General features: G+C 61.1%; 16 protein-coding genes and 1 riboswitch. Of the genes, 11 read left to right on the plus strand and 5 right to left on the minus strand.

The window, feature by feature from the left end; translation table 11 throughout:
* Window positions 1-140: 140 nt before the first annotated feature.
* Complete coding sequence (locus tag V8J63_RS21010) at window positions 141-959, plus strand: M48 family metallopeptidase (RefSeq protein WP_016773242.1); 819 nt, start codon at window positions 141-143, stop codon at window positions 957-959.
* A 157-nt stretch (window positions 960-1,116) separates the two neighbouring features.
* On the opposite strand, the gene V8J63_RS21015 is transcribed toward V8J63_RS21010, so the two are convergent.
* The 3 genes from V8J63_RS21015 to V8J63_RS21025 all read right to left on the minus strand — a co-directional run bounded on the left by V8J63_RS21015 (window position 1,117) and on the right by V8J63_RS21025 (window position 3,951).
* Entirely contained in the window at window positions 1,117-1,701 is a 585-nt protein-coding gene (locus V8J63_RS21015; protein WP_041479980.1) for a TMEM165/GDT1 family protein, read from the minus strand.
* A gap of 88 nt (window positions 1,702-1,789) precedes the next feature.
* Window positions 1,790-1,914: riboswitch (yybP-ykoY riboswitch) on the minus strand.
* Window positions 1,915-1,953: 39 nt separating this feature from the next.
* A complete protein-coding gene (locus tag V8J63_RS21020; RefSeq protein WP_336464585.1) occupies window positions 1,954-2,952 on the minus strand; it encodes a class I SAM-dependent methyltransferase in 999 nt (332 codons plus the stop codon).
* Window positions 2,953-2,985: 33 nt separating this feature from the next.
* Window positions 2,986-3,951: a 2-hydroxyacid dehydrogenase gene (locus V8J63_RS21025; protein ID WP_197891171.1), complete on the minus strand. Its 966-nt coding sequence runs from the start codon at window positions 3,949-3,951 to the stop codon at window positions 2,986-2,988.
* A gap of 271 nt (window positions 3,952-4,222) precedes the next feature.
* Between V8J63_RS21025 and V8J63_RS21030 the strand changes: the two genes are divergently transcribed.
* From V8J63_RS21030 to V8J63_RS21060, 7 genes are all read left to right on the plus strand, one after another.
* Entirely contained in the window at window positions 4,223-4,852 is a 630-nt protein-coding gene (locus V8J63_RS21030) for a LysE family translocator (protein WP_016773245.1), read from the plus strand.
* 265 nt (window positions 4,853-5,117) lie between these two features.
* Complete coding sequence (locus V8J63_RS21035) at window positions 5,118-6,800, plus strand: fatty acid--CoA ligase (protein WP_076564087.1); 1,683 nt, start codon at window positions 5,118-5,120, stop codon at window positions 6,798-6,800.
* A 337-nt stretch (window positions 6,801-7,137) separates the two neighbouring features.
* Window positions 7,138-9,027 carry a DUF1302 domain-containing protein gene (locus V8J63_RS21040; RefSeq protein ID WP_110603014.1) on the plus strand — a complete coding sequence of 630 codons (1,890 nt, stop codon included), beginning with the start codon at window positions 7,138-7,140 and terminating at the stop codon, window positions 9,025-9,027.
* Window positions 9,028-9,054: 27 nt separating this feature from the next.
* The gene (locus tag V8J63_RS21045) at window positions 9,055-10,419 is read left to right on the plus strand and encodes a DUF1329 domain-containing protein (RefSeq protein ID WP_024014265.1); all 1,365 of its coding nucleotides are present in this window, start codon (window positions 9,055-9,057) and stop codon (window positions 10,417-10,419) included.
* A 175-nt stretch (window positions 10,420-10,594) separates the two neighbouring features.
* A complete protein-coding gene (locus V8J63_RS21050; protein WP_125925712.1) occupies window positions 10,595-13,330 on the plus strand; it encodes a LuxR C-terminal-related transcriptional regulator in 2,736 nt (911 codons plus the stop codon).
* Between the two features lie 60 nt (window positions 13,331-13,390).
* Window positions 13,391-14,035, plus strand: a complete 645-nt coding sequence (locus tag V8J63_RS21055) for an MBL fold metallo-hydrolase (protein ID WP_024014263.1) — start codon at window positions 13,391-13,393, stop codon at window positions 14,033-14,035.
* A gap of 120 nt (window positions 14,036-14,155) precedes the next feature.
* Entirely contained in the window at window positions 14,156-14,890 is a 735-nt protein-coding gene (locus V8J63_RS21060) for an OmpA family protein (RefSeq protein WP_110603044.1), read from the plus strand.
* A 226-nt stretch (window positions 14,891-15,116) separates the two neighbouring features.
* Here V8J63_RS21060 and V8J63_RS21065 read toward each other — a convergent pair whose 3' ends face one another.
* Window positions 15,117-15,551 (minus strand): YhcB family protein, encoded by a 435-nt coding sequence (locus tag V8J63_RS21065; RefSeq protein WP_016773251.1) that lies wholly within the window; start codon window positions 15,549-15,551, stop codon window positions 15,117-15,119.
* Window positions 15,552-15,695: 144 nt separating this feature from the next.
* Here V8J63_RS21065 and V8J63_RS21070 point away from each other — a divergent pair, with 144 nt between their 5' ends.
* The 3 genes from V8J63_RS21070 (at window position 15,696) to zapE (ending at window position 18,890) form a co-directional block, all read left to right on the plus strand.
* Window positions 15,696-16,325, plus strand: coding sequence for an alpha/beta hydrolase (locus tag V8J63_RS21070; protein ID WP_336464593.1), 630 nt, complete (start codon window positions 15,696-15,698; stop codon window positions 16,323-16,325).
* A 24-nt stretch (window positions 16,326-16,349) separates the two neighbouring features.
* A complete protein-coding gene (locus tag V8J63_RS21075; RefSeq protein WP_336464586.1) occupies window positions 16,350-17,705 on the plus strand; it encodes a tryptophan--tRNA ligase in 1,356 nt (451 codons plus the stop codon).
* Window positions 17,706-17,795: 90 nt separating this feature from the next.
* On the plus strand, window positions 17,796-18,890 hold the full coding sequence (gene zapE, locus V8J63_RS21080) for a cell division protein ZapE (protein WP_336464587.1): 1,095 nt from the start codon (window positions 17,796-17,798) through the stop codon (window positions 18,888-18,890).
* 223 nt (window positions 18,891-19,113) lie between these two features.
* Here the strand turns inward: zapE and V8J63_RS21085 are convergent, their stop codons facing one another.
* A complete protein-coding gene (locus tag V8J63_RS21085) occupies window positions 19,114-20,010 on the minus strand; it encodes a GlxA family transcriptional regulator (protein ID WP_162999820.1) in 897 nt (298 codons plus the stop codon).
* Window positions 20,011-20,051 lie beyond the last annotated feature (41 nt).

Below are 20,051 nucleotides of genomic sequence, written 5' to 3' on the forward strand. Positions count from 1 at the left end.
ACGGCGGATTCAATGCGCGTTGAGGAATTTCCAGCCAGACTTGCGGCCTTAGGTGGATGTACGCGCAATGTGTCCGTTGTATCTGGCGCCGATACAATTAGCCGCCTAGGATACGCCTCAGGTTTTCAGGGAGCTTTTGAATGAACAAGACATTAGTGGTAAGTGCTTTGAGCGCAGCGCTGTTGCTGGCCGGTTGTCAGTCGGTCAACACCACCAGCGGCGGTGCCGTGGGCGTGGAGCGCAAGCAGTACATGTTCAGCATGCTGTCCTCGCAAGAGGTCGATCAGATGTACGCGCAGTCGTATCAGAAGACTGTCGGCGAGGCGTCGAGCAAAGGTGTGCTGGACAAGACCAGCCCTGAAGCCAAGCGCGTGCAGACCATCGCCAACCGCTTGATCGCCCAGGCGCCGACCTTCCGCCCGGACGCGGCGCAGTGGCAATGGGAAGTCAATCTGATCAAGAGCGATGAGCTCAATGCCAACTGCGGTCCCGGCGGCAAGATCATTTTCTACACCGGGCTGATCGACAGCCTGAAACTCACCGACGATGAAATCGCTGCGGTCATGGGCCATGAAATCGCCCACGCCCTGCGCGAGCACGGTCGTGAAGCGATGTCCAAGGCTTACGGAATGGAGATGGCCAAGCAGGGCGCCGGTGCCTTGTTCGGTCTGGGCCAGGACAGCCTGGCGCTGGCCGACACCGTGGCCAACTACGGCATGACCTTGCCCAACAGTCGCGCCAACGAAAACGAAGCCGACCTGATCGGCCTGGAACTGGCCGCCCGCGCCGGCTACAACCCGAACGCGGCGATCACCCTGTGGGACAAGATGAGCAAGGCTTCCGAAGGCGCGCCACCGGAATTCATGAGCACTCACCCGGCATCGAGCAGCCGCATTGCTGCGTTGCAGGCAGCGATTCCGAAGGTGATGCCGCTGTACGAAAAAGCCCCGAAGTCCTGAGCCAATGATCGTTCCCACGCTCTGCGTGGGAATGCAGCCCGGGACGCTCTGCGTCCCATTGGAACGCGGAGCGTCCCTTGAGGCATTCCCACGCAGAGCGTGGGAACGATCCTTCAAATCCCCTCACCACAGGTTTTGGGTAGTTCAGTAGACGGGGTTAAACCCAGCCGCTGCTCTGCATCGCTTTATAAACCGCAACAATCGCCAGAATCATGAACGCCGAAGCCGCGAGGCGGCGGATCAGGGTCAGCGGCAGTTTCTCTGCAGCAAAGTTACCCGCCAGGACCACCGGCACGTTGGCAATCAGCATGCCCACGGTGGTGCCGATAATCACCAGCCACAGTTCCGGATATTGCGCGGCGAGCATCACCGTGGCGATCTGCGTCTTGTCGCCGATTTCCGCGAGGAAGAACGCGATCAGCGTGGTCAGGAAAGGCCCGAACTTGCGCGCCGTGCTGGCTTCGTCGTCATCCATTTTGTCCGGGACCAGGGTCCACAGCGCCGTGGCGGCGAAGCTGGCGGCGAGGATCCAGTGCAGGACGGCGTCGGAGAAGAAACTGCCGACCCAGGCACCTACCGCACCGGCTGCTGCGTGGTTGGCCAAAGTCGCGGCGACAATCCCGGCAATGATCGGCCAGGGTTTGCGAAAGCGAGCGGCGAGAATCAGCGCGAGCAGTTGCGTCTTGTCGCCGATTTCGGCCAAGGCAACGATTGCGGTGGGAACGAGTAGCGAGTCCAGCATCAGGGATTTCCTAAGGGGCGGGTCGACACGGCTATGACACGTACAGCCTTCCCGCCCCGGGTAAGGTGTGCGTGTCATAGGTCTTGTCAAACCCTGCGATCCGTCTGATGCGGACGCTTGGGTCGCATACGCCATGATCTGAGGATCAAGTATGTTGACGTATGCCGGACGAGCTTGGCGCTCGTGGGAGACTACTCCCCTAGGACGGAGCGGATTCTGCCTAGGCAAATCCGATTGGGCAAGAACAAATTTTCAGCCGCGCTTGGCCCGGTAGATCCGGAAACCATTGCCTTCAGCCTTGATCGCACACACGCCCAGGTGCTCCTCGATCAACGGCTGATACTTGAGGAAGCTGTTCGCCACAAGGCGCAGTTCGCCACCGTTTTTCAGATGTTTCGCCGCTTTTCGCAGCAGGTTCTCCGTTGCGAAATAATCGGTGTGCACGCCGACATGGAATGGTGGATTGCTCAGAATCGCGCTCAAACCCATCGGCGCGGCGTCGATGCCGTCGCCGGTCAGCACTTCGGCTTCCAGGCCATTGGCAGCCAGGGTCAGACGGCTGCTGGCGGCGGCGAATGCGTCAACATCCAGCAACGTCACCTGATTGTGCGGATAGCGACGTTTCACCGCAGCCCCGAGCACGCCGGCGCCGCAACCGAAATCGAGCAGATGGCCGCTCGGCAGTTTGTCCAGATGCTCCAGCAGCAGGGCGCTGCCGCGATCCAGGCGCCCATGGCTGAACACGCCCGGCAGGCTGATGACTTTCAACGGCCCTTCGGCCAGCGGCAGTTCGTAGGTCTGCGCCAGGCTTTCCAGCGGTTTCGCTTCAGGCGCATTGGCCACGGTGACTTGCCAGAGCTGGCAGTGACGGGCGCTGTCGAGTTTGCGCGGCTTGCCAAACGGATTGAGCTGCTTGGACGCGCCTTCGATGCCGCTGCGTTTTTCCCCGACCAGAAACACCTCACGCCCCGCCAGACGCGACGCCACGGCGTAGAGGATGTAGTCGGTCAGGTCCTTGGACTTGGGCAGGAACACCACAGCGCTGTCGAACTCGCGCTCCGGGACATTCACGCCGAACTGGCTGCGGCCCTCGAAACGCGCGTCCAGTGCGGCTTGGTCGCCAGCGTGCCAGCACCAGCCGAACGCATTCGGCAGACGCCCGAGCAAGTCGTCGGCAGGCAGGCCGGCCAACAGCAGCGAACCCTGGAATAACTCGGCCTGACGAAGCAGTACTTCACTGCGCGGATCCATAACTGCTCCTTGAAAAAAAAGTGCCGCAGTTTATCAACTGACGACCCGCAGCGCCTCACCGCTGAAGAACGCCTGGGCGTTTTCGCTCAGTTGCCCGACGATACGCTGGCGCGCCTCGCGACTGCCCCAAGCGTTATGCGGGGTGACGATCAGGCGCGGGATATCGGCGGCGAGCAGCGGATTGCCCTGGGTCGGTGGCTCGACACTCAACACATCGGTCGCCGCACCGCCGAGGTGGCCGCTACGCAAAGCGTCGGCCAGCGCTTGCTCGTCGATCAAACCGCCACGAGCGGTATTGACCACAAATGCGCCGGGCTTCATCGCGGCCAGCTCGCCGGCGCCGATGAAGTTCCGGGTGTGCTCGTTGAGCGGGCAGTGCAGGGTCAGGGCGTCGATCTGCGGCAGCATTTCTTCCAGCGGCAAGCGATCCGGCCGAGCCGGGCGCCCCGGAATCTGCCCGAGCAACACGCGCATGCCGAACGCTTCGGCCAGTCGCGCCACGGCACCACCGAGCTCGCCATGGCCGAGCAGGCCGAGGGTTTTGCCTTGCAGTTCGACGATCGGGTAGTCGAGCAGACAGAACTGCTTCGCCTGCTGCCAGCGGCCTGCGCCCACAGCTTTCTGGTAATCGGCCAGGCGCGTGGCGAGGTTGAGCAACAGCATGATCGTGTGTTGCGCCACCGACGGCGTGCCGTAAGCCTGGCAATTGCACACGGTGATGCCGTGGGCGCGGGCGGCAGTGAGGTCAACATTGTTGGTGCCGGTGGCGCTGATCAGGATCAGTTTCAGTTGCGGGTTGGCAGCCATCGCGGTCGCGTCGATCACGACTTTGTTGGTGATCGCCACACTGGCGCCGTGCAGGCGTTCGCTGACCTGTTCCGGCAGAGTCTGGGCGAACAGCTGCAAGTCGCTGAAGCATTCGCGCAACGGACCGAGGTCCAGATCGCCGAGGTCCAGCGAAGGGTGATCAAGGAATACCGCGCGGCGCGTGTTCGTCATCAACTGTACCTTTTGTGCTGTGAGCGGAGGGCGTACTCTGCCGAGCCTACCAGATGAAACAAATCGTTACGCTGACCCCGCAGCGGACACATAACCCCGTGGCGAGGGGATTTATCCCCGTTGGGTTGCGAAGCAGCCCCAAAAACTTCTGTCTGGACCGCAGGCAATGATTTTGTAACTGCTGCGCAACCCAACGGGGATAAATCCCCTCGCCACAGGACTGTGCTCTTTACAGATTTTTTATTGACCAAGCTGCCCCAAAGGAGCCCCCATGTACTGGACCGAGTTCTTGACCGTTGCCCTGATCCACTTGCTGGCCGTGGCCAGCCCCGGACCGGACTTTGCCGTGGTCGTGCGCGAGAGCGTGACCCATGGGCGTCGCGCCGGCACCTGGACCGCGCTGGGCGTGGGCTCGGCGATTTTCCTGCATGTCGGCTATTCGTTGCTCGGCATCGGTCTGATCGTGTCGCAGTCGATCGTGCTGTTCAACGCGCTGAAGTGGGCGGCGGCGGCTTACCTGCTGTACATCGGCTTCAAGGCCTTGCGCGCGCAACCGGCGAAAACCGTCACCGATGACTTGCACCGGGAAACCGGCGTACGCACCGCGCGGGGCGCGTTCACCTCAGGCTTCGTCACCAACGGCCTGAACCCGAAAGCCACGCTGTTTTTCCTCTCGCTGTTCACCGTGGTGATCAACCCGCACACGCCGCTGGCGGTGCAGGCCGGCTATGGCGTTTACCTGGCGGTGGCGACGGCGATCTGGTTCTGTCTGGTGGCGATGCTGTTCAGCCAGCAACGCGTGCGCGCCGGCTTCGCCCGCATGGGCCATTGGTTCGACCGCACCATGGGTGCCGTGCTGATTGCTCTCGGCGTGAAAATCGCGTTCACCGAGATGCATTGAGAACTGGAACACATCAATCCCTGTGGGAGCGAGCCTGCTCGCGAAAGCGCCAGTACAGTCACCAAAAATGTCACTGACCCTACGCCTTCGCGAGCAGGCTCGCGCCCACCGGTCGTGGTTTCTTCTAATTCGGCCCGAAATGCTGGCGCAAAGCTAGCATTTGTACGGCTCTGCAAATCATTCCTTTGGCTGATTTGACTGTCATGCAGGCGCACTAGAGTACGAATCTCTCCGCCAACACCGTGCAGTCAGAAAAGGGATTCTTATGTTGCAGACTCGGGTCATTCCGCCGGCCGATGGGGCCTACCAGTATCCATTGCTGATCAAACGGCTGCTGATGTCCGGCGCCCGTTACGAGAAAACCCGCGAAATCATCTACCGCGACCAGTTGCGCTACAGCTATCCGACCCTGATCGAGCGGGTTGCGCGGCTGGCCAACGTGCTGACGGCTGCCGGCGTCAAGGCTGGTGACACCGTGGCGGTGATGGACTGGGACAGCCACCGTTATCTGGAATGCATGTTCGCCATTCCGATGATCGGCGCGGTGATCCACACCATCAACGTGCGTCTGTCGCCAGAACAGATCCTCTACACCATGAACCACGCCGAAGACCGCTTCGTGCTGGTCAACAGCGAGTTCGTCGGGCTGTATCAGGCCATCGCGCCGCAGCTGACCACGGTGGAGAAAACCCTGCTGCTGAGCGATCTGCCGGAGAAAACCGCAGAGCTGCCGAACCTCGTCGGCGAATATGAGCAACTGCTGGCCGCTGCGAGTGCGCAATACGATTTTCAGGACTTCGACGAAAACTCGGTCGCCACCACGTTCTACACCACCGGTACCACGGGCAATCCGAAAGGCGTGTATTTCACCCATCGGCAACTGGTGCTGCACACCATCGGCGTGGCGACGATCATGGGTTCGATCGACAGCGTACGCCTGCTCGGCACCAACGATGTGTACATGCCGATCACGCCGATGTTCCACGTTCACGCCTGGGGTTTGCCGTACGTGGCGACCATGCTCGGGCTCAAGCAGGTTTATCCGGGGCGCTACGACCCTGAGTATCTGGTGGAGTTGTGGCGCAAGGAGAAGGTCACCTTTTCCCATTGCGTGCCGACCATCCTGCAGATGCTGCTCAACGCCAAGGCCGCGCAGGGTGCCGACTTTGGCGGCTGGAAAATCGTCATCGGCGGCAGCGCGCTCAATCGCAGCCTCTATGAAAACGCCAAGGCCCGAGGCATTCAACTGACGGCCGCGTACGGCATGTCGGAAACCGGGCCGCTGGTGTCCTGCGCGCACCTCAACGACGAACTGATGGCCGGCAGCGAAGACGAGCGCACCACTTACCGGATCAAGGCCGGCGTGCCGGGGCCACTGGTCGAAGCGGCGATTGTCGACGGCGAGGGCAATTTCCTTCCGGCCGACGGCGAAACCCAGGGCGAACTGGTGCTGCGCGCGCCATGGCTGACCGAAGGTTATTTCAACGAGCCGCAGAAGGGCGCCGAGCTCTGGGCCGGTGGCTGGTTGCACACCGGTGACGTCGCCACGCTCGACAGCATGGGCGTGATCGATATTCGTGATCGCATCAAGGACGTGATCAAGACCGGCGGCGAGTGGATCTCCTCCCTCGACCTCGAAGACCTCATCAGCAGGCATGCGGCGGTACGCGAAGTAGCAGTGGTGGGCATCGCCGATCCGCAGTGGGGCGAGCGCCCGTTTGCCTTGCTGGTGGTCCGTGAAGGGCAGGTGATCGGTGCACGGGAACTGAAGGAACACCTCAAGCCGTTCGTCGAGCTGGGGCACCTGAGCAAGTGGGCGATTCCCAGTCAGATCGCCCTTGTTACCGAAATTCCCAAGACCAGTGTCGGCAAGCTCGACAAGAAGCGCATCCGCCTCGACATCACCGAATGGCAGGCCAACAACAGCACCTTCCTTTCGACACTTTAAGTGCCTGCTGGCGCGCCGAAACCGGCGCGCCAGACCCACCAAGCAAGCGCTTGGCTTGTGAAATCGAAAAAATCAGCCATCCTTGCCGTGCCGACGTGTGTCGGACTGGCGAAAGGACTGTTCCAGAGTGGTTGGCGGCTGCAAATCACACTTTAGAGGGATCAAGCACTACCACCCGCTGGCTATAGTCCGCTCAAGGACTTTTTGAAAACGGAGCACACGCACTGAACGGGGCGAGCAACTCTGGAACGATTTCGGGCAGCCCTGGCGCCCGGTCCTCCACAGCGTTTTTAAAAGTACTCACTGCCATAACAATAATGCACATGGAGTAGCGTCGATGACCTCAGTAAACCAGTTCTGGCGCCGGGCGAAACTGCCTCTGGCGGTCAGTCTTGCCTCCTCGCTCGCCGGGCCTGCATTCGGCGTCAGTTTCAACGTCGGTGAAATCGAAGGCCAGTTCGACTCGTCCCTGTCGATCGGTGCCAGTTGGTCTACTCAGAGCCCGAACAAGAATCTTATTGGCGTCAACAACGGCGGCCGTGGCCTGTCGCAGACTTCCGATGATGGGCACGCCAACTTCAAGAGCGGCGAAACCTTCTCGAAGATCTTCAAGGGCATCCATGACCTCGAACTGAAATACGGCGACACCGGCGTGTTCGTCCGTGGCAAGTACTGGTACGACTTCGAACTGAAGGACGAGAGCCGCGAGTTCAAGGACATCAGCGACAGCAACCGCAAAGAGGGCGCCAAGTCCTCCGGCGGGCAGATCCTCGACGCCTTCGTCTACCACAACTACGCGATTGCCGATCAGCCGGGCTCCGTGCGTCTGGGCAAGCAGGTAGTGAGCTGGGGTGAAAGTACCTTCATCGGCGGCGGCATCAACTCGATCAACCCGATCGACGTCTCCGCGTTCCGTCGTCCGGGCGCCGAGATCAAGGAAGGCCTGATTCCGGTCAACATGTTCTACGTGTCGCAGAGCCTCACCGATAACCTCTCGGCCGAAGCGTTCTACCAACTGGAATGGGACCAGACCGTCGTCGACAACTGCGGCACCTTCTTCTCCCAGCCGGACATCGTTGCCGACGGTTGCGACAACAATCTGCGCGTACTGAACAAGCGTTCGCAGATTCCGGCGATCGCTTTGGGGCCGTTGGCCGCCAACGGTGTGAACGTCGACCAAGAAGGCGTGCTGGTGCGCCGTGGGCCGGACCGTGACGCGCGCGACAGCGGTCAGTGGGGCGCGTCCCTCAAATACATGTTTGAGCCACTCGACACCGAGTTCGGCGCCTACTTCATGAACTACCACAGCCGTGCGCCGATCTTCAGTGCAACCGGCGCACCGCAGTCGGTCTACAACACTGCCGCCGCGCTGCCGGGGCCGTTCGCCGCACTCGCACCGCTGCTGGTCGCGGGCAATTCGAATTACTTCATCGAATACCCGGAAGACATTCGTCTCTACGGCCTGAGTTTCTCCACCACCCTGCCTACCGGTACGGCGTGGAGCGGTGAGATCAGCTACCGTCCGAACGCGCCGGTACAACTCAACTCCACCGACATCCTGTTTGCCGGCGTGCGTCCATTGGGCGGTGCACTGACCAACGCTTCGCTGCTGACCGGCGTGCCGGGTCAGGATCTGCATGGCTATGAGCGCAAGGAAATCACCCAGATCCAGACGACCTTCACGCACTTCTTCGATCAGGTCATGGGCGCCAGCCGTCTGACCCTCGTCGGTGAAGTCGGCGCGACCTACGTCGGTGGCCTGGAAAGCCGTTCCGACAAGCGCTATGGCCGTGACCCGGTCTACGGTCCGGGCGAATTGCCGGCCACTGGCGGTATCGATACCTGCGCTAACATCCTCAACAACAGCACGATCAACGGTGCAGGTCCCGGTTCGCCGCAGAACAACCGCAGCCGCAATTGCGAAAACGACGGTTTCACCACGTCGATGTCGTGGGGCTACCGTGGTCGGGCGATCTGGGAATACAACGACGTGTTTGCCGGTGTGAACCTGAAGCCGAACGTGGCCTGGTCCCACGACGTCAGCGGTTACTCGCCAGGCCCTGGCGGCAACTTCGAGGAAGGTCGCAAAGCGGTCAGCCTGGGCGTCGATGCCGAGTACCAGAACACCTACACCGCGAGCCTGGCCTACACCAATTTCTTCGACGGCAAGTACACCACCGTGGATGACCGCGACTTCGTGGCGCTCAGCTTCGGCGTGAACTTCTAAGCACTGCATTTCAGGACGAACGAATTTATGAAAATAACAAAGAGTCTGTTCCACGCCGGTGTTCTGGGCCTGTCGCTGCTGGCGACCAGTGTCATGGCGGCGGTGCCTGCTGCCGAAGCGGATAAACTGGGCAAGAGCCTGACGCCGATGGGCGCGGAAATGGCCGGTAATGCCGACGGTTCGATCCCGGCCTGGAAACCGCTGCCGAAAAATGCCGGCAGCGTCGACAGCAAAGGCTTCCTGTCCAACCCTTACGCCAGTGAGCAACCGCTGTTCACCATCACTGCCAAGGATGTCGACAAGTACAAGGACAAGCTCGCCCCGGGCCAGTACGCGATGTTCAAGCGCTACCCGGAAACCTTCAAGATGCCGGTCTATCCGTCCCATCGCGGCGCCACCGTGCCGGATGACGTGTTTGCCGCGATCAAGAAGAACGCCACCAGCACCAACCTGGTGTCCGGCGGCAACGGTCTGGAAAACTTCGATACCGCCGTGCCGTTCCCGATTCCTAAAACCGGCGTGGAAGTGATCTGGAACCACATCACCCGCTATCGCGGCGGCAGCGTGACCCGTCTGGTGACCCAGGCCACGCCGCAACCGAACGGCTCGTACAGCCTGGTGTACTTCCAGGATCAGTTCGTATTCCGCGACAAGATGAAGGACTACGATCCGGCGAACCCGGGCAACATCCTGTTCTACTTCAAGCAGAAAGTGACCGCGCCGGCGCGTCTGGCCGGTGGCGTACTGCTGGTGCACGAGACGCTCGATCAGGTCAAGGAGCCGCGTTCGGCGTGGGTCTACAACGCCGGTCAGCGTCGTGTGCGCCGTGCACCGCAAGTGTCGTATGACGGCCCGGGGACTGCCGCCGACGGCCTGCGTACCTCCGACAACCTCGACATGTACAACGGTGCGCCGGATCGTTACGACTGGAAGCTCGAAGGCAAGAAAGAGATGTACATCGCCTCCGACAGCTACAAGCTCGACGATCCGAAACTGAAGTACTCGGACATCATCAAGGCCGGCCACATCAACCAGGACCTGGCTCGCTACGAGCTGCGCCGCGTCTGGCACGTGGTCGCGACCCTGAAGGAAGGCCAGCGCCACATCTACGCCAAGCGTGACTTCTACATCGACGAGGACACCTGGCAGGCAGCGGTCATCGACCACTATGACGGTCGTGGCCAACTGTGGCGTGTAGCCGAGGCGCATGCCGAGAACTACTACGACAAGCAAGTGCCGTGGTACGCCCTCGAAACCCTCTACGACCTGCAGTCCGGCCGTTATCTGGCACTGGGCATGAAGAACGAAGAGAAGCAGGCGTATGACTTCGGCTTCACCGCCACCACCAGCGACTTCACCCCGGCCGCTCTGCGTCAGGATGGTGTTCGCTAAACCTGCGTAAACCCGAGGCCGCATCCTCGTGAAAACGCCCCGACCGGTTCGGGGCGTTTTTGTGTCTGTAGCCTTTTTGTAGCCATTTGTAGCAGTGACCTTCATTACCTCTTCGTTTAAGGCTAGGCTGCGGACATCTGCAACGCCGCCAATCGCCTTCGAACAAGAGCCGGCCATGACTGATCTGTCCCCACTTCCGGGTCCCGCAAGCATCACCGTCGCAGCACTGGACGGGCGTTTTTTCCGCCCGCCGCTGCCTGATGGCTATGTCTTGCGGCCGCGCCTTTGCCAGCGTCTGCAGGCCGGGCTCGGAGGTCGGTTGCTGCTGGTCAGCGCCCCGGCCGGGTTCGGCAAAAGCTCGCTGGCGGTGGAGTTCTGTCAAAGCCTGCCGGCGCATTGGCAAAGTCTCTGGCTGGGCTTGAGCCCACGAGACAGTGATCCCGGGCGTTTTCTCGAGCGCTTGCTCGAAGGTCTGCAGGACTATTTTCCGGCCTTGGGCGCTGGCGCTCTCGGTCTGTTGAAAATGCGTCAGCGCCATCAGCCGTTTGCGTTCGAAGAGTGGCTCGACGGTCTGCTCGATGAGCTGGCGCTGCATCTCGATCCTGCTGCACCGCTGCTGCTGGTGCTCGACGACTACCACCTCGCCCAGGGGCCGGTGCTGGATCGTTGCCTGCAATTTTTCCTCAATCATCTGCCCGATGGCTTGCTGGTGATGGTCACCAGCCGTCAGCGTCCGGACTGGCATCTGGCGCGTCTGCGCCTGTCGCGGCAGTTGCTTGAGCTGCACGAACAGGACTTGCGCCTGACCCACGACGAAGCCCTGACCTTGCTCGACCGCCACAGCAGCTCACTGCGCGGCGAAGCACTGGAAAGCCTGATCCAGCGCAGCGAAGGCTGGGTCGCCGGTCTGCGCTTCTGGCTGCTGGCGGTGGCCGAGGCGGGCAACGATGCCGCGCTGCCGCAAGCACTGAACGGCGGCGAAGGGCTGATACGCGATTATCTGCTCGAAGAAGTCATCGATTGCCTGCCGGCCGAAGTGCAATCGTTTCTCTACGAAACCGCTCCGCAGGAACGCTTTTGCAGCGAGCTGTGCGACGCGGTCCGCGAAGCCCATGACAGCGCCGAGATCCTGCGCTTTCTCCTCGCTCACCAAGTGTTTCTGGTGCCGCTGGACGAGCACGGTCATTGGTATCGCTATCACCATCTGTTCTCCGACTTGTTGCGCAGCCGGCCGATCGCCCAGGCAATGGTGCCCAACGCCACCCTGCATTTGCGCGCCTGCCGCTGGTTCAATGCGCAAGGCTTGCTCGACGAGGCGGTGGAACAGGCGTTGCGTGCCGGGCATCTCGATGTCGCGGCAAATCTCGTACAGAACCTGTCCGAAGAACAGCTGCTCGCCGAGCAGAACGTCGGCATGCTGCTGCGCTGGAAAATGGACTTGCCCGACAGTCTGCTGATCAGCACGCCACGGCTGATTGTGCTCTACAGCTGGGCGCTGGGGCTGGCCTGTCAGCTCGATGCCGCTGAAGAGCTGGCCAGCCATTTGAGCCGTTTCCTGCCGGCGCCTTCGGCCACTGCGCAGAAATCCATGCTGGCGCAATGGCTGGCGCTGAGCGGGATCATCGCTCGCGGACGCGGCCATCGCGAACTGACCCTGCGCTATTGCAGTGAAGCGCTGGAGAGCCTGCCGGCCAAGCGTTATGGCCAGCGGCTGATGTGCCTGTCGACCCTGTCCAATCTGGCGATCGCCGACGGCGATCTGTGGCGCGCCCGTGGCCTGAACCGCGAATCCCTCGAGCTGGCACAGCGGGTTGGCAATCCATTATTCGAAGCACTCGCGCATTACGACAGGGCGCGGGTTCTGCAATCGCGGGGCGAGATTCTGCGCGCGCTGGATGAAGTGCATCAGGGCCTGGAACGCTTGCGCGGTCTGTCGCCGCAACGACTGTACGCCGTGCGCGCGCGGCTGACGTTGTATGAAGGTTTCCTGCTGGCGATGCGTTTGCAGCCGCAAGCCGCACGTGTGCGTCTGCTGGCCGGGATTGGCGAGGCGCGCGCCTGTCGCGACATCAGCGTGCTGATCGGCCACTGCGTGATTGCCCGCCTCGACGGCGCCAGCGGCGAGTTCGCCAAGGCCTTCGCCGAACTCGCCGAAGCCGAACGTCTGATGCACATCTGGGACGTACCGCCGATTTACTATCTGGCGATGATCACTCTGGTCAAATGCGAGCTGTGGCTGGCTCAGGGCCGGATTGATCTTGCCGAGGCTTGGCTTGCACGATTGGGCCAGACCTACACCGGCGAAAACGCTGCGGCGCCACCGGAGTTTCATCCACAGCTGCCGCTGCATGTGGAACTGCAACAGGCGCTGCTCGATGTGATTCAGGGGCAACCGATGCTTGCCGAAGGGCGCTTGAACGTGTTGCATGAAAACGGCCAGCAGACCGGGCGGCAGTTGCTAAGCGTGATGGCGTTGACGCAGAAGGTAGCGCTGTTGCTGTCCGGTGGGCGCGAGCCCGAGGCGCGCAAAGTGTTGAGTCAGGCCCTGGAAGCAGCGGCCGGCGGCGTCTTCCAGCCCTTCGATGCGCTGCTGAAAAGTCATGCCGACTGGATGCGCGGGCAATTGCAGGCGCTTTCCTGCAACGCCGTCAGCCAGCAATTGCTCACACATTTCCCAACAGCCGCGCCGCGCCCGACCGTGGAAAGCTCCGCTACCGAACAACTCAGCAGCCGTGAACTGGCGGTGCTGCGTCTGATCGCTCAGGGCTGTTCCAATCAGGAAATCAGCGAGCAGTTGTTCATTTCCCTTCACACCGTGAAAACCCACGCCAGCCATATCAACAGCAAGCTCGGGGTTGAGCGGCGTACGCAGGCCGTGGCGCGGGCGAAGGCATTGGGGTTATTGCTCTAGCGACGGTAAAATTCGCCATCGGCCGTTGCCAACGGCGTTGACCCTGTCCAGGATTTTTCCATGACCACGCCCAGCCCTGCGCTTATCCGCGAAACCTTCCCCGTCGGCCCGCTCCAGTGCAACTGCACTATCATCGGCGACCCGATCACGAAAAAAGCCATCGTCGTCGACCCCGGTGGCAACCCTGACTTGATCATGGCGCGTCTCGATGCCCATGGCCTGAAAGTCGTCAGCATCATCCACACCCACGCCCATCTCGATCACTTTCTCGCTTCAGGGCAGATGAAGGAAAAAACCGGTGCGACCCTGCATCTGCACAAGGAAGACCAGTTCCTCTGGGACAACCTGGAAATGCAATGCCAGATGTTCGGCGTGCCTTACACCCCGGTGCCGTCGCCGGATCGCTGGTTGAGCGATGACGAAGAACTCGCCTGCGGTTGTGGCGTGGCACTGCACACACCGGGACATACACCAGGTTCCATGAGCTTCTGGTTTTCCGAGGCTAAGCTGTTGATAGCCGGCGACACGCTATTTCGTCGCGGGGTAGGGCGCACGGATTTGTGGGGTGGCGATCAGGCGACCATCGTGCGTTCGATCAAGCAGCGGCTGTATACGCTGGACGAGGATGCAACGGTTGTCACCGGGCACGGCCCGGATACGCGTCTGGGTGATGAGATGCGTGAGAACCCGTTTGTGCGTGCCTGAATTTTTTGTCACGGGCAGCGGGCGGAATTTTTAGGCATTGTCATGATCCAACGCCCGCGCAGGTCCATTGATTGATCAGTGGCCGCTGCACCACAGAATGCAAAAAACCAGGAGCTCTCCATGTTCACCACGCGTCGTTTGATTATTGTCGCTACTGCCGTGGCCGTGCTGTCCGGCTGCGCCTCGCCCAATCCGTATGACAATCAGGGTCAGGCCGACGGTGGCTCGCAAGGCATGAGCAAAACCGCCAAATACGGTGGCCTCGGTGCACTGGCCGGTGCACTTGCCGGTGCCGCCATCGGCCACGACAACCGTGGCAAGGGCGCCTTGATCGGCGCTGCCGTCGTCGGTGCCTCCGCAGCAGGCTACGGCTACTACGCCGACCAGCAGGAAAAGAAACTGCGCGCGAGCATGGCCAACACTGGCGTTGAAGTGCAGCGTCAGGGCGATCAGATCAAGCTGATCATGCCGGGCAACATCACCTTCGCCACCGATTCGGCGAACATCGCACCGAGCTTCTACCAGCCTCTGAACAACCTGGCCAACTCGTTGAAAGAGTTCAGCCAGAACCAGATCGAAATCGTCGGCTACACCGACAGCACCGGCAGCCGCCAGCACAACATGGACCTGTCCCAGCGTCGTGCGCAGAGCGTGGCGACCTACCTGACCTCGCAAGGTGTCAGCGGTGCCAACCTGTCGGCCCGTGGCGCCGGCCCGGATAACCCGATTGCCAGCAATGGTGACGCCAATGGCCGCGCGCAGAACCGCCGGGTCGAAGTCAACCTGAAGGCGATTCCGGGCCAGCAGTATGGTGGTCAGCAGCAACAGCCGGGTACGGTGCAGCAGTATCCATAAGCGATTGCCTGGATGAAGAAATGCCCGGTCCTGTGATCGGGCATTTTTTTGTGTCATCGGTGCGACCCCTTACGGGAGCAGGCTCGTTCCCACATTTGAAATGCATTCCCCCTGTGGGAGCGAGCCTGCTCGCGAAGAGGCCGGCAAGCGCAGCGAAGATTGCAGATACAAAAAAGCCCCCGGACACATCACTGTCCGGGGGCTTTTTGTTGGGCGCGAAACCCGATTACTTCTTCAAACCATAATGCTCATCAAGCATGCCAGGGGAATTTGGCGATTTCGGTGCATAGTCACGCGGTGGTTCCTGATCGCGCGGTGGCGTCAGGCGTTCGCGTGGTGCCTGCGCTGCGTCGGCGTGCAGGGCGGCGATCAGGCGCTGGCGGGTCTGCTCGTCCAGGGCCAGACGATTGGCGCCCTCGGCGAGGTGATCCTGCACCTCCTGATAGCTCTGGGTCAGCTTCTTGACCAGCATCGCGGTACTGTTGAAGTGGGTGACCACTTCGTTCTGATAACTGTCGAAACGCTCCTGGATATCATCCAGTTGACGCTGCGTGCGGCTCGGTGCGGCGTTCGGCGCAACGCGCGCGATCAGGAATCCAATGGCGACACCCACAACCAGGGCAAGAGTCGGTAACAACCAAACTAAGAGCGAGTGTTCCACGAGTCCTTCCTCTATAAACGGCTTTGCTTTACGTTAACGGCTCGAACCTGCGCTGTATACCGCGATTCACTCGCAATAGATTGGCACAGACAATTTGCTAGACGAGTCGACCCGATTCGAGGTCACGGAGTTCCTCCCTTGCTGATGCGTGAAACCCCTGTAGTGATTGACGGCCCTGTCGGCCAAATTGAAGCTTTGTATCTGGATAACGAGCAGCCGCGCGGCATCGCGCTGATCTGCCATCCGAACCCGGTACAGGGCGGCACCATGCTCAACAAGGTCGTCTCGACCCTGCAGCGCACCGCGCGTGACGCAGGCCTGATCACCTTGCGTTTCAACTATCGCGGCGTCGGCGCCAGCCAGGGCACGCACGACATGGGCACCGGCGAAGTTGACGACGCCCAGGCCGCCGCCACATGGCTGCGGGAAAAACACCCGGATCTGCCGCTGACCCTGTTCGGTTTCTCCTTCGGCGGATTTGTTGCAGCAAGTCTCGGCGGCCGTCTCGAAGCCCAGGGCGTCCAGCTTGCACACCTGTTCATGGTTGCCCCGGCGGTGATGCGTCTGGGCGAGCAGGATCAACTGCCGCAGCACGGCGGGTTGACCGTGATCCAGCCGGAAACCGATGAAGTCATCGATCCGCAACTGGTCTACCAGTGGTCGGCACAACTCCGGCGCCCCCATGAGCTGCTGAAAGTGGCAGAATGCGGACACTTTTTTCACGGCAAGCTGACCGATCTCAAAGATCTGCTGCTGCCGCGTCTCTCGAATTGATTGCAGTCTGACAAGCGATTACCCATGACCAACCGTACCCGCATTCTCACCGGCATCACCACCACCGGCACGCCGCACCTGGGCAACTACGCCGGCGCGATTCGCCCGGCAATCCTCGCCAGCCGCGACAGCCAGGCCGATTCGTTCTATTTCCTGGCCGACTACCACGCCCTGATCAAATGCGATGACCCGCTGCGCATCCAGCGCTCGCGTCTGGAAATCGCCGCGACCTGGCTGGCCGGTGGCCTCGATGTCGATCGGGTGACCTTCTACCGCCAGTCCGACATCCCGGAAATCCCCGAGCTGACCTGGCTGCTGACTTGCGTCGCTGCCAAGGGCCTGCTCAACCGCGCGCACGCCTACAAGGCCTCGGTGGACAAGAACGTTGAGACGGGTGAAGACCCGGACGCCGGTATCACCATGGGCCTGTACAGCTACCCGGTGCTGATGGCCGCGGACATCCTGATGTTCAACGCGCACAAGGTGCCGGTCGGTCGCGATCAGATTCAGCACGTGGAAATGGCTCGCGATATCGGCCAGCGTTTCAACCATCTGTTCGGCCAGGGCAAAGAGTTCTTCACCATGCCCGAAGCGCTGATCGAAGAAAGCGTGGCCACCTTGCCGGGCCTCGACGGTCGCAAGATGTCGAAGAGCTACGACAACACCATTCCGCTGTTCTCCAGCGCCAAAGAGATGAAGGACGGGATCTCGCGGATCGTCACCGACTCCAAGGCCCCGGGCGAAGCGAAAGATCCGGACAACTCGCACCTGTTCACCCTGTTCCAGGCCTTCGCCACTCCGGCGCAGGCTGACGAGTTCCGCAGCGAACTGCTCGGTGGTCTGGGCTGGGGTGAGGCGAAGAATCGCCTGTTCCAGTTGCTCGACGACGAGCTGGGCGAGGCGCGCGAGAAGTATCACCAGTTGATCGAGCGTCCTGCGGATCTGGAAGACATTCTGCAGATCGGTGCGAAGAAGGCCCGCGCCGTGGCCACGCCGTTCCTCAATGAATTGCGCGAAGCCGTTGGCCTGCGTTCTTTCGTCAATCAGGTTCAGGTCGCCGCGACCACCAAAAAGAAAGCTGCGAAAACCGCACGTTTCGTCAGCTTCCGCGAGGACGACGGCAGCTTCCGTTTCCGTCTGCTGGCGGCCGATGGCGAGCAATTGCTGCTGTCGCGCAACTTCGCCGACGGCAAAACCGCCGGCCAGGTGACCAAACAGTTGCAATCCGGCGAGCCGCTGGACGTGCGTACTGAAGAATTGAGCTTCAGCGTCTGGCTGGCCGGTGAGTGCGTGGGCGACAGCCCGGCGTTTGCCAACATCGGTGCGCGGGACGCCGCCATCGAGGCGTTGCGCGTCGCACTGACTCCAGCTCAAGACTGATCGGCGGCACGACCCGACCAAGGGCCGATTGCCATTCCCACAGGCCGTCGCTACAGTGACGGCCCGTTTTTGTTGCCTTGCTAACGAATTATGACGCCCCTAGAACGATATCAAGCTGATCTGAAACGCCCGGACTTCTTCCATGACGCCGCACAGGAAACTGCTGTGCGTCACTTGCAGCGTCTGTACGACGACTTGATCGCCGCCGACCAGAACAAGCCGGGTTTGCTCGGCAAGCTGTTTGGCAAAAAGGATCAGGCACCGGTCAAGGGCCTGTATTTCTGGGGCGGCGTCGGTCGCGGCAAGACATACCTGGTCGACACCTTCTTCGAAGCGCTGCCGTTCAAGGAAAAGACCCGCACGCACTTCCACCGCTTCATGAAGCGTGTGCACGAAGAAATGAAGACCCTGGGCGGCGAGAAGAACCCGCTGACCATCATCGCCAAGCGCTTCGCGGCCGAGTCGCGGGTGATCTGCTTCGATGAATTCTTCGTCTCCGACATCACCGACGCGATGATCCTCGGCACGCTGATGGAAGAACTGTTCAAGAACGGCGTGACCCTGGTCGCGACGTCTAACATCGTTCCGGACGGTCTGTACAAGGATGGCCTGCAACGTGCGCGCTTCCTCCCGGCCATCGCGCTGATCAAGCAGAACACCGAGATCGTCAACGTCGACAGCGGCGTCGATTATCGTCTGCGTCACCTCGAGCAAGCCGAGCTGTTCCACTATCCGCTCGACGAAGCCGCCCACGAAAGCCTGCGCAGGAGCTTCAAGGCACTGACGCCGGAGTGCACGGCAGCGGTGGAAAACGATGTGCTGATCATCGAGAACCGCGAAATCCGCGCTCTGCGCACCTGCGACGACGTGGCCTGGTTCGACTTCCGCGAACTGTGCGACGGCCCGCGCAGCCAGAACGACTACATCGAACTGGGCAAGATTTTCCACGCCGTGCTGCTCAGCGGCGTCGAGCAGATGAGCGTCACCACCGACGACATCGCCCGGCGCTTCATCAACATGGTCGACGAATTCTACGACCGCAACGTCAAACTGATCATTTCTGCCGAAGTCGAGCTGAAGGATCTGTACACCGGCGGACGCCTGACCTTCGAGTTCCAGCGCACCCTGAGCCGATTGCTGGAAATGCAATCCCACGAATTCCTGTCGCGGGCGCACAAGCCTTAAACGGAGTTTCGGCAACGAAAAAGGCCTGCGATTGCAGGCCTTTTTTATGCGCTGAAGTTTTTCCCTGTGGGAGCGAGCCTGCTCGCGAAAGCGCAGTAACTGATCGTTCCCACGCTCCGCGTGGGAATGCATCCCGTGACGCTCCGCGTCACTTGCGAGCCGGACGCAGAGCGTCCAGTGGCGGCATTCCCACGCAGAGCGTGGGAACGATCATCAGGTCGGATTACGCAGCCTGCTGAAACTGCTGCCGATACTGATTCGGCGACAGCTCGGTGTGCTGGCGGAACAGTCGCGCGAAGAAGCTCGCATCGTCGTAACCGACCTCATAACTGATGGTCTTGATGCTCTTGCGCGTGCCCGAAAGCAGGCCCTTGGCCGTCTCGATGCGCAGGCGCTGCAAGTAGTGCAGCGGTTTGTCGCCGGTGGCGGTCTGGAAGCGGCGCATGAAGTTGCGGATGCTCATGCCGTGCTCGCGGGCGACGTCTTCGAAGCGGAACTTGTCGGCGAAATGTTCTTCGAGCCACTGCTGGATCTGCAGGATGATCACGTCCTGATGCAGCTTCTGCCCGCCGAAACCGATACGTCCCGGCGAATAGCTGCGCTGCACTTCGTAGAGAATGTCGCGGGCCACGGCTTGTGCCACGTTTGCGCCGCAGAAGCGTTCGATCAGATAGATGTACAGATCGCAGGCCGAGGTCGTGCCGCCGGCGCAATAGAGATTGTCGGCGTCGGTCAGGTGCTTGTCCTGATTCAGATAGACCTTTGGAAAGCGCTCGGCGAAGGCATTGAAGAAGCGCCAGTAAGTGGTCGCTTCCTTGCCGTTGAGCAGCCCTGCTTCGGCGAGCCAGAACACTCCGGTGGCTTCGCCGCATAACACCGCGCCGCGCGCATGCTGTTCGCGCAGCCACGGCAGGATTTGCGGGTAACGGCTGCACAGCGTGTCGAAATCGTCCCAGAACGCCGGGAGGATGATCACGTCGGCGTTTTCCAGGCCGCCGTCGACCGGCATCACTACGTCGCTGAAGCTTTTTACCGGTTTGCCATCGGGGCTGACCAGGCGCGTTTCGAACGCCGGTGTCAGGCCGTGGCCCAGTTGTTTGCCGTAACGCAGGCTGGCCACATGGAAAAAATCCTTGGCCTGCATGAGGGTGTAAGCGAAAA

This window comes from Pseudomonas sp. CCNWLW23, assembly GCF_037095675.1.
GTDB classification, from domain to species: Bacteria; Pseudomonadota; Gammaproteobacteria; order Pseudomonadales; family Pseudomonadaceae; genus Aquipseudomonas; species Aquipseudomonas atacamensis.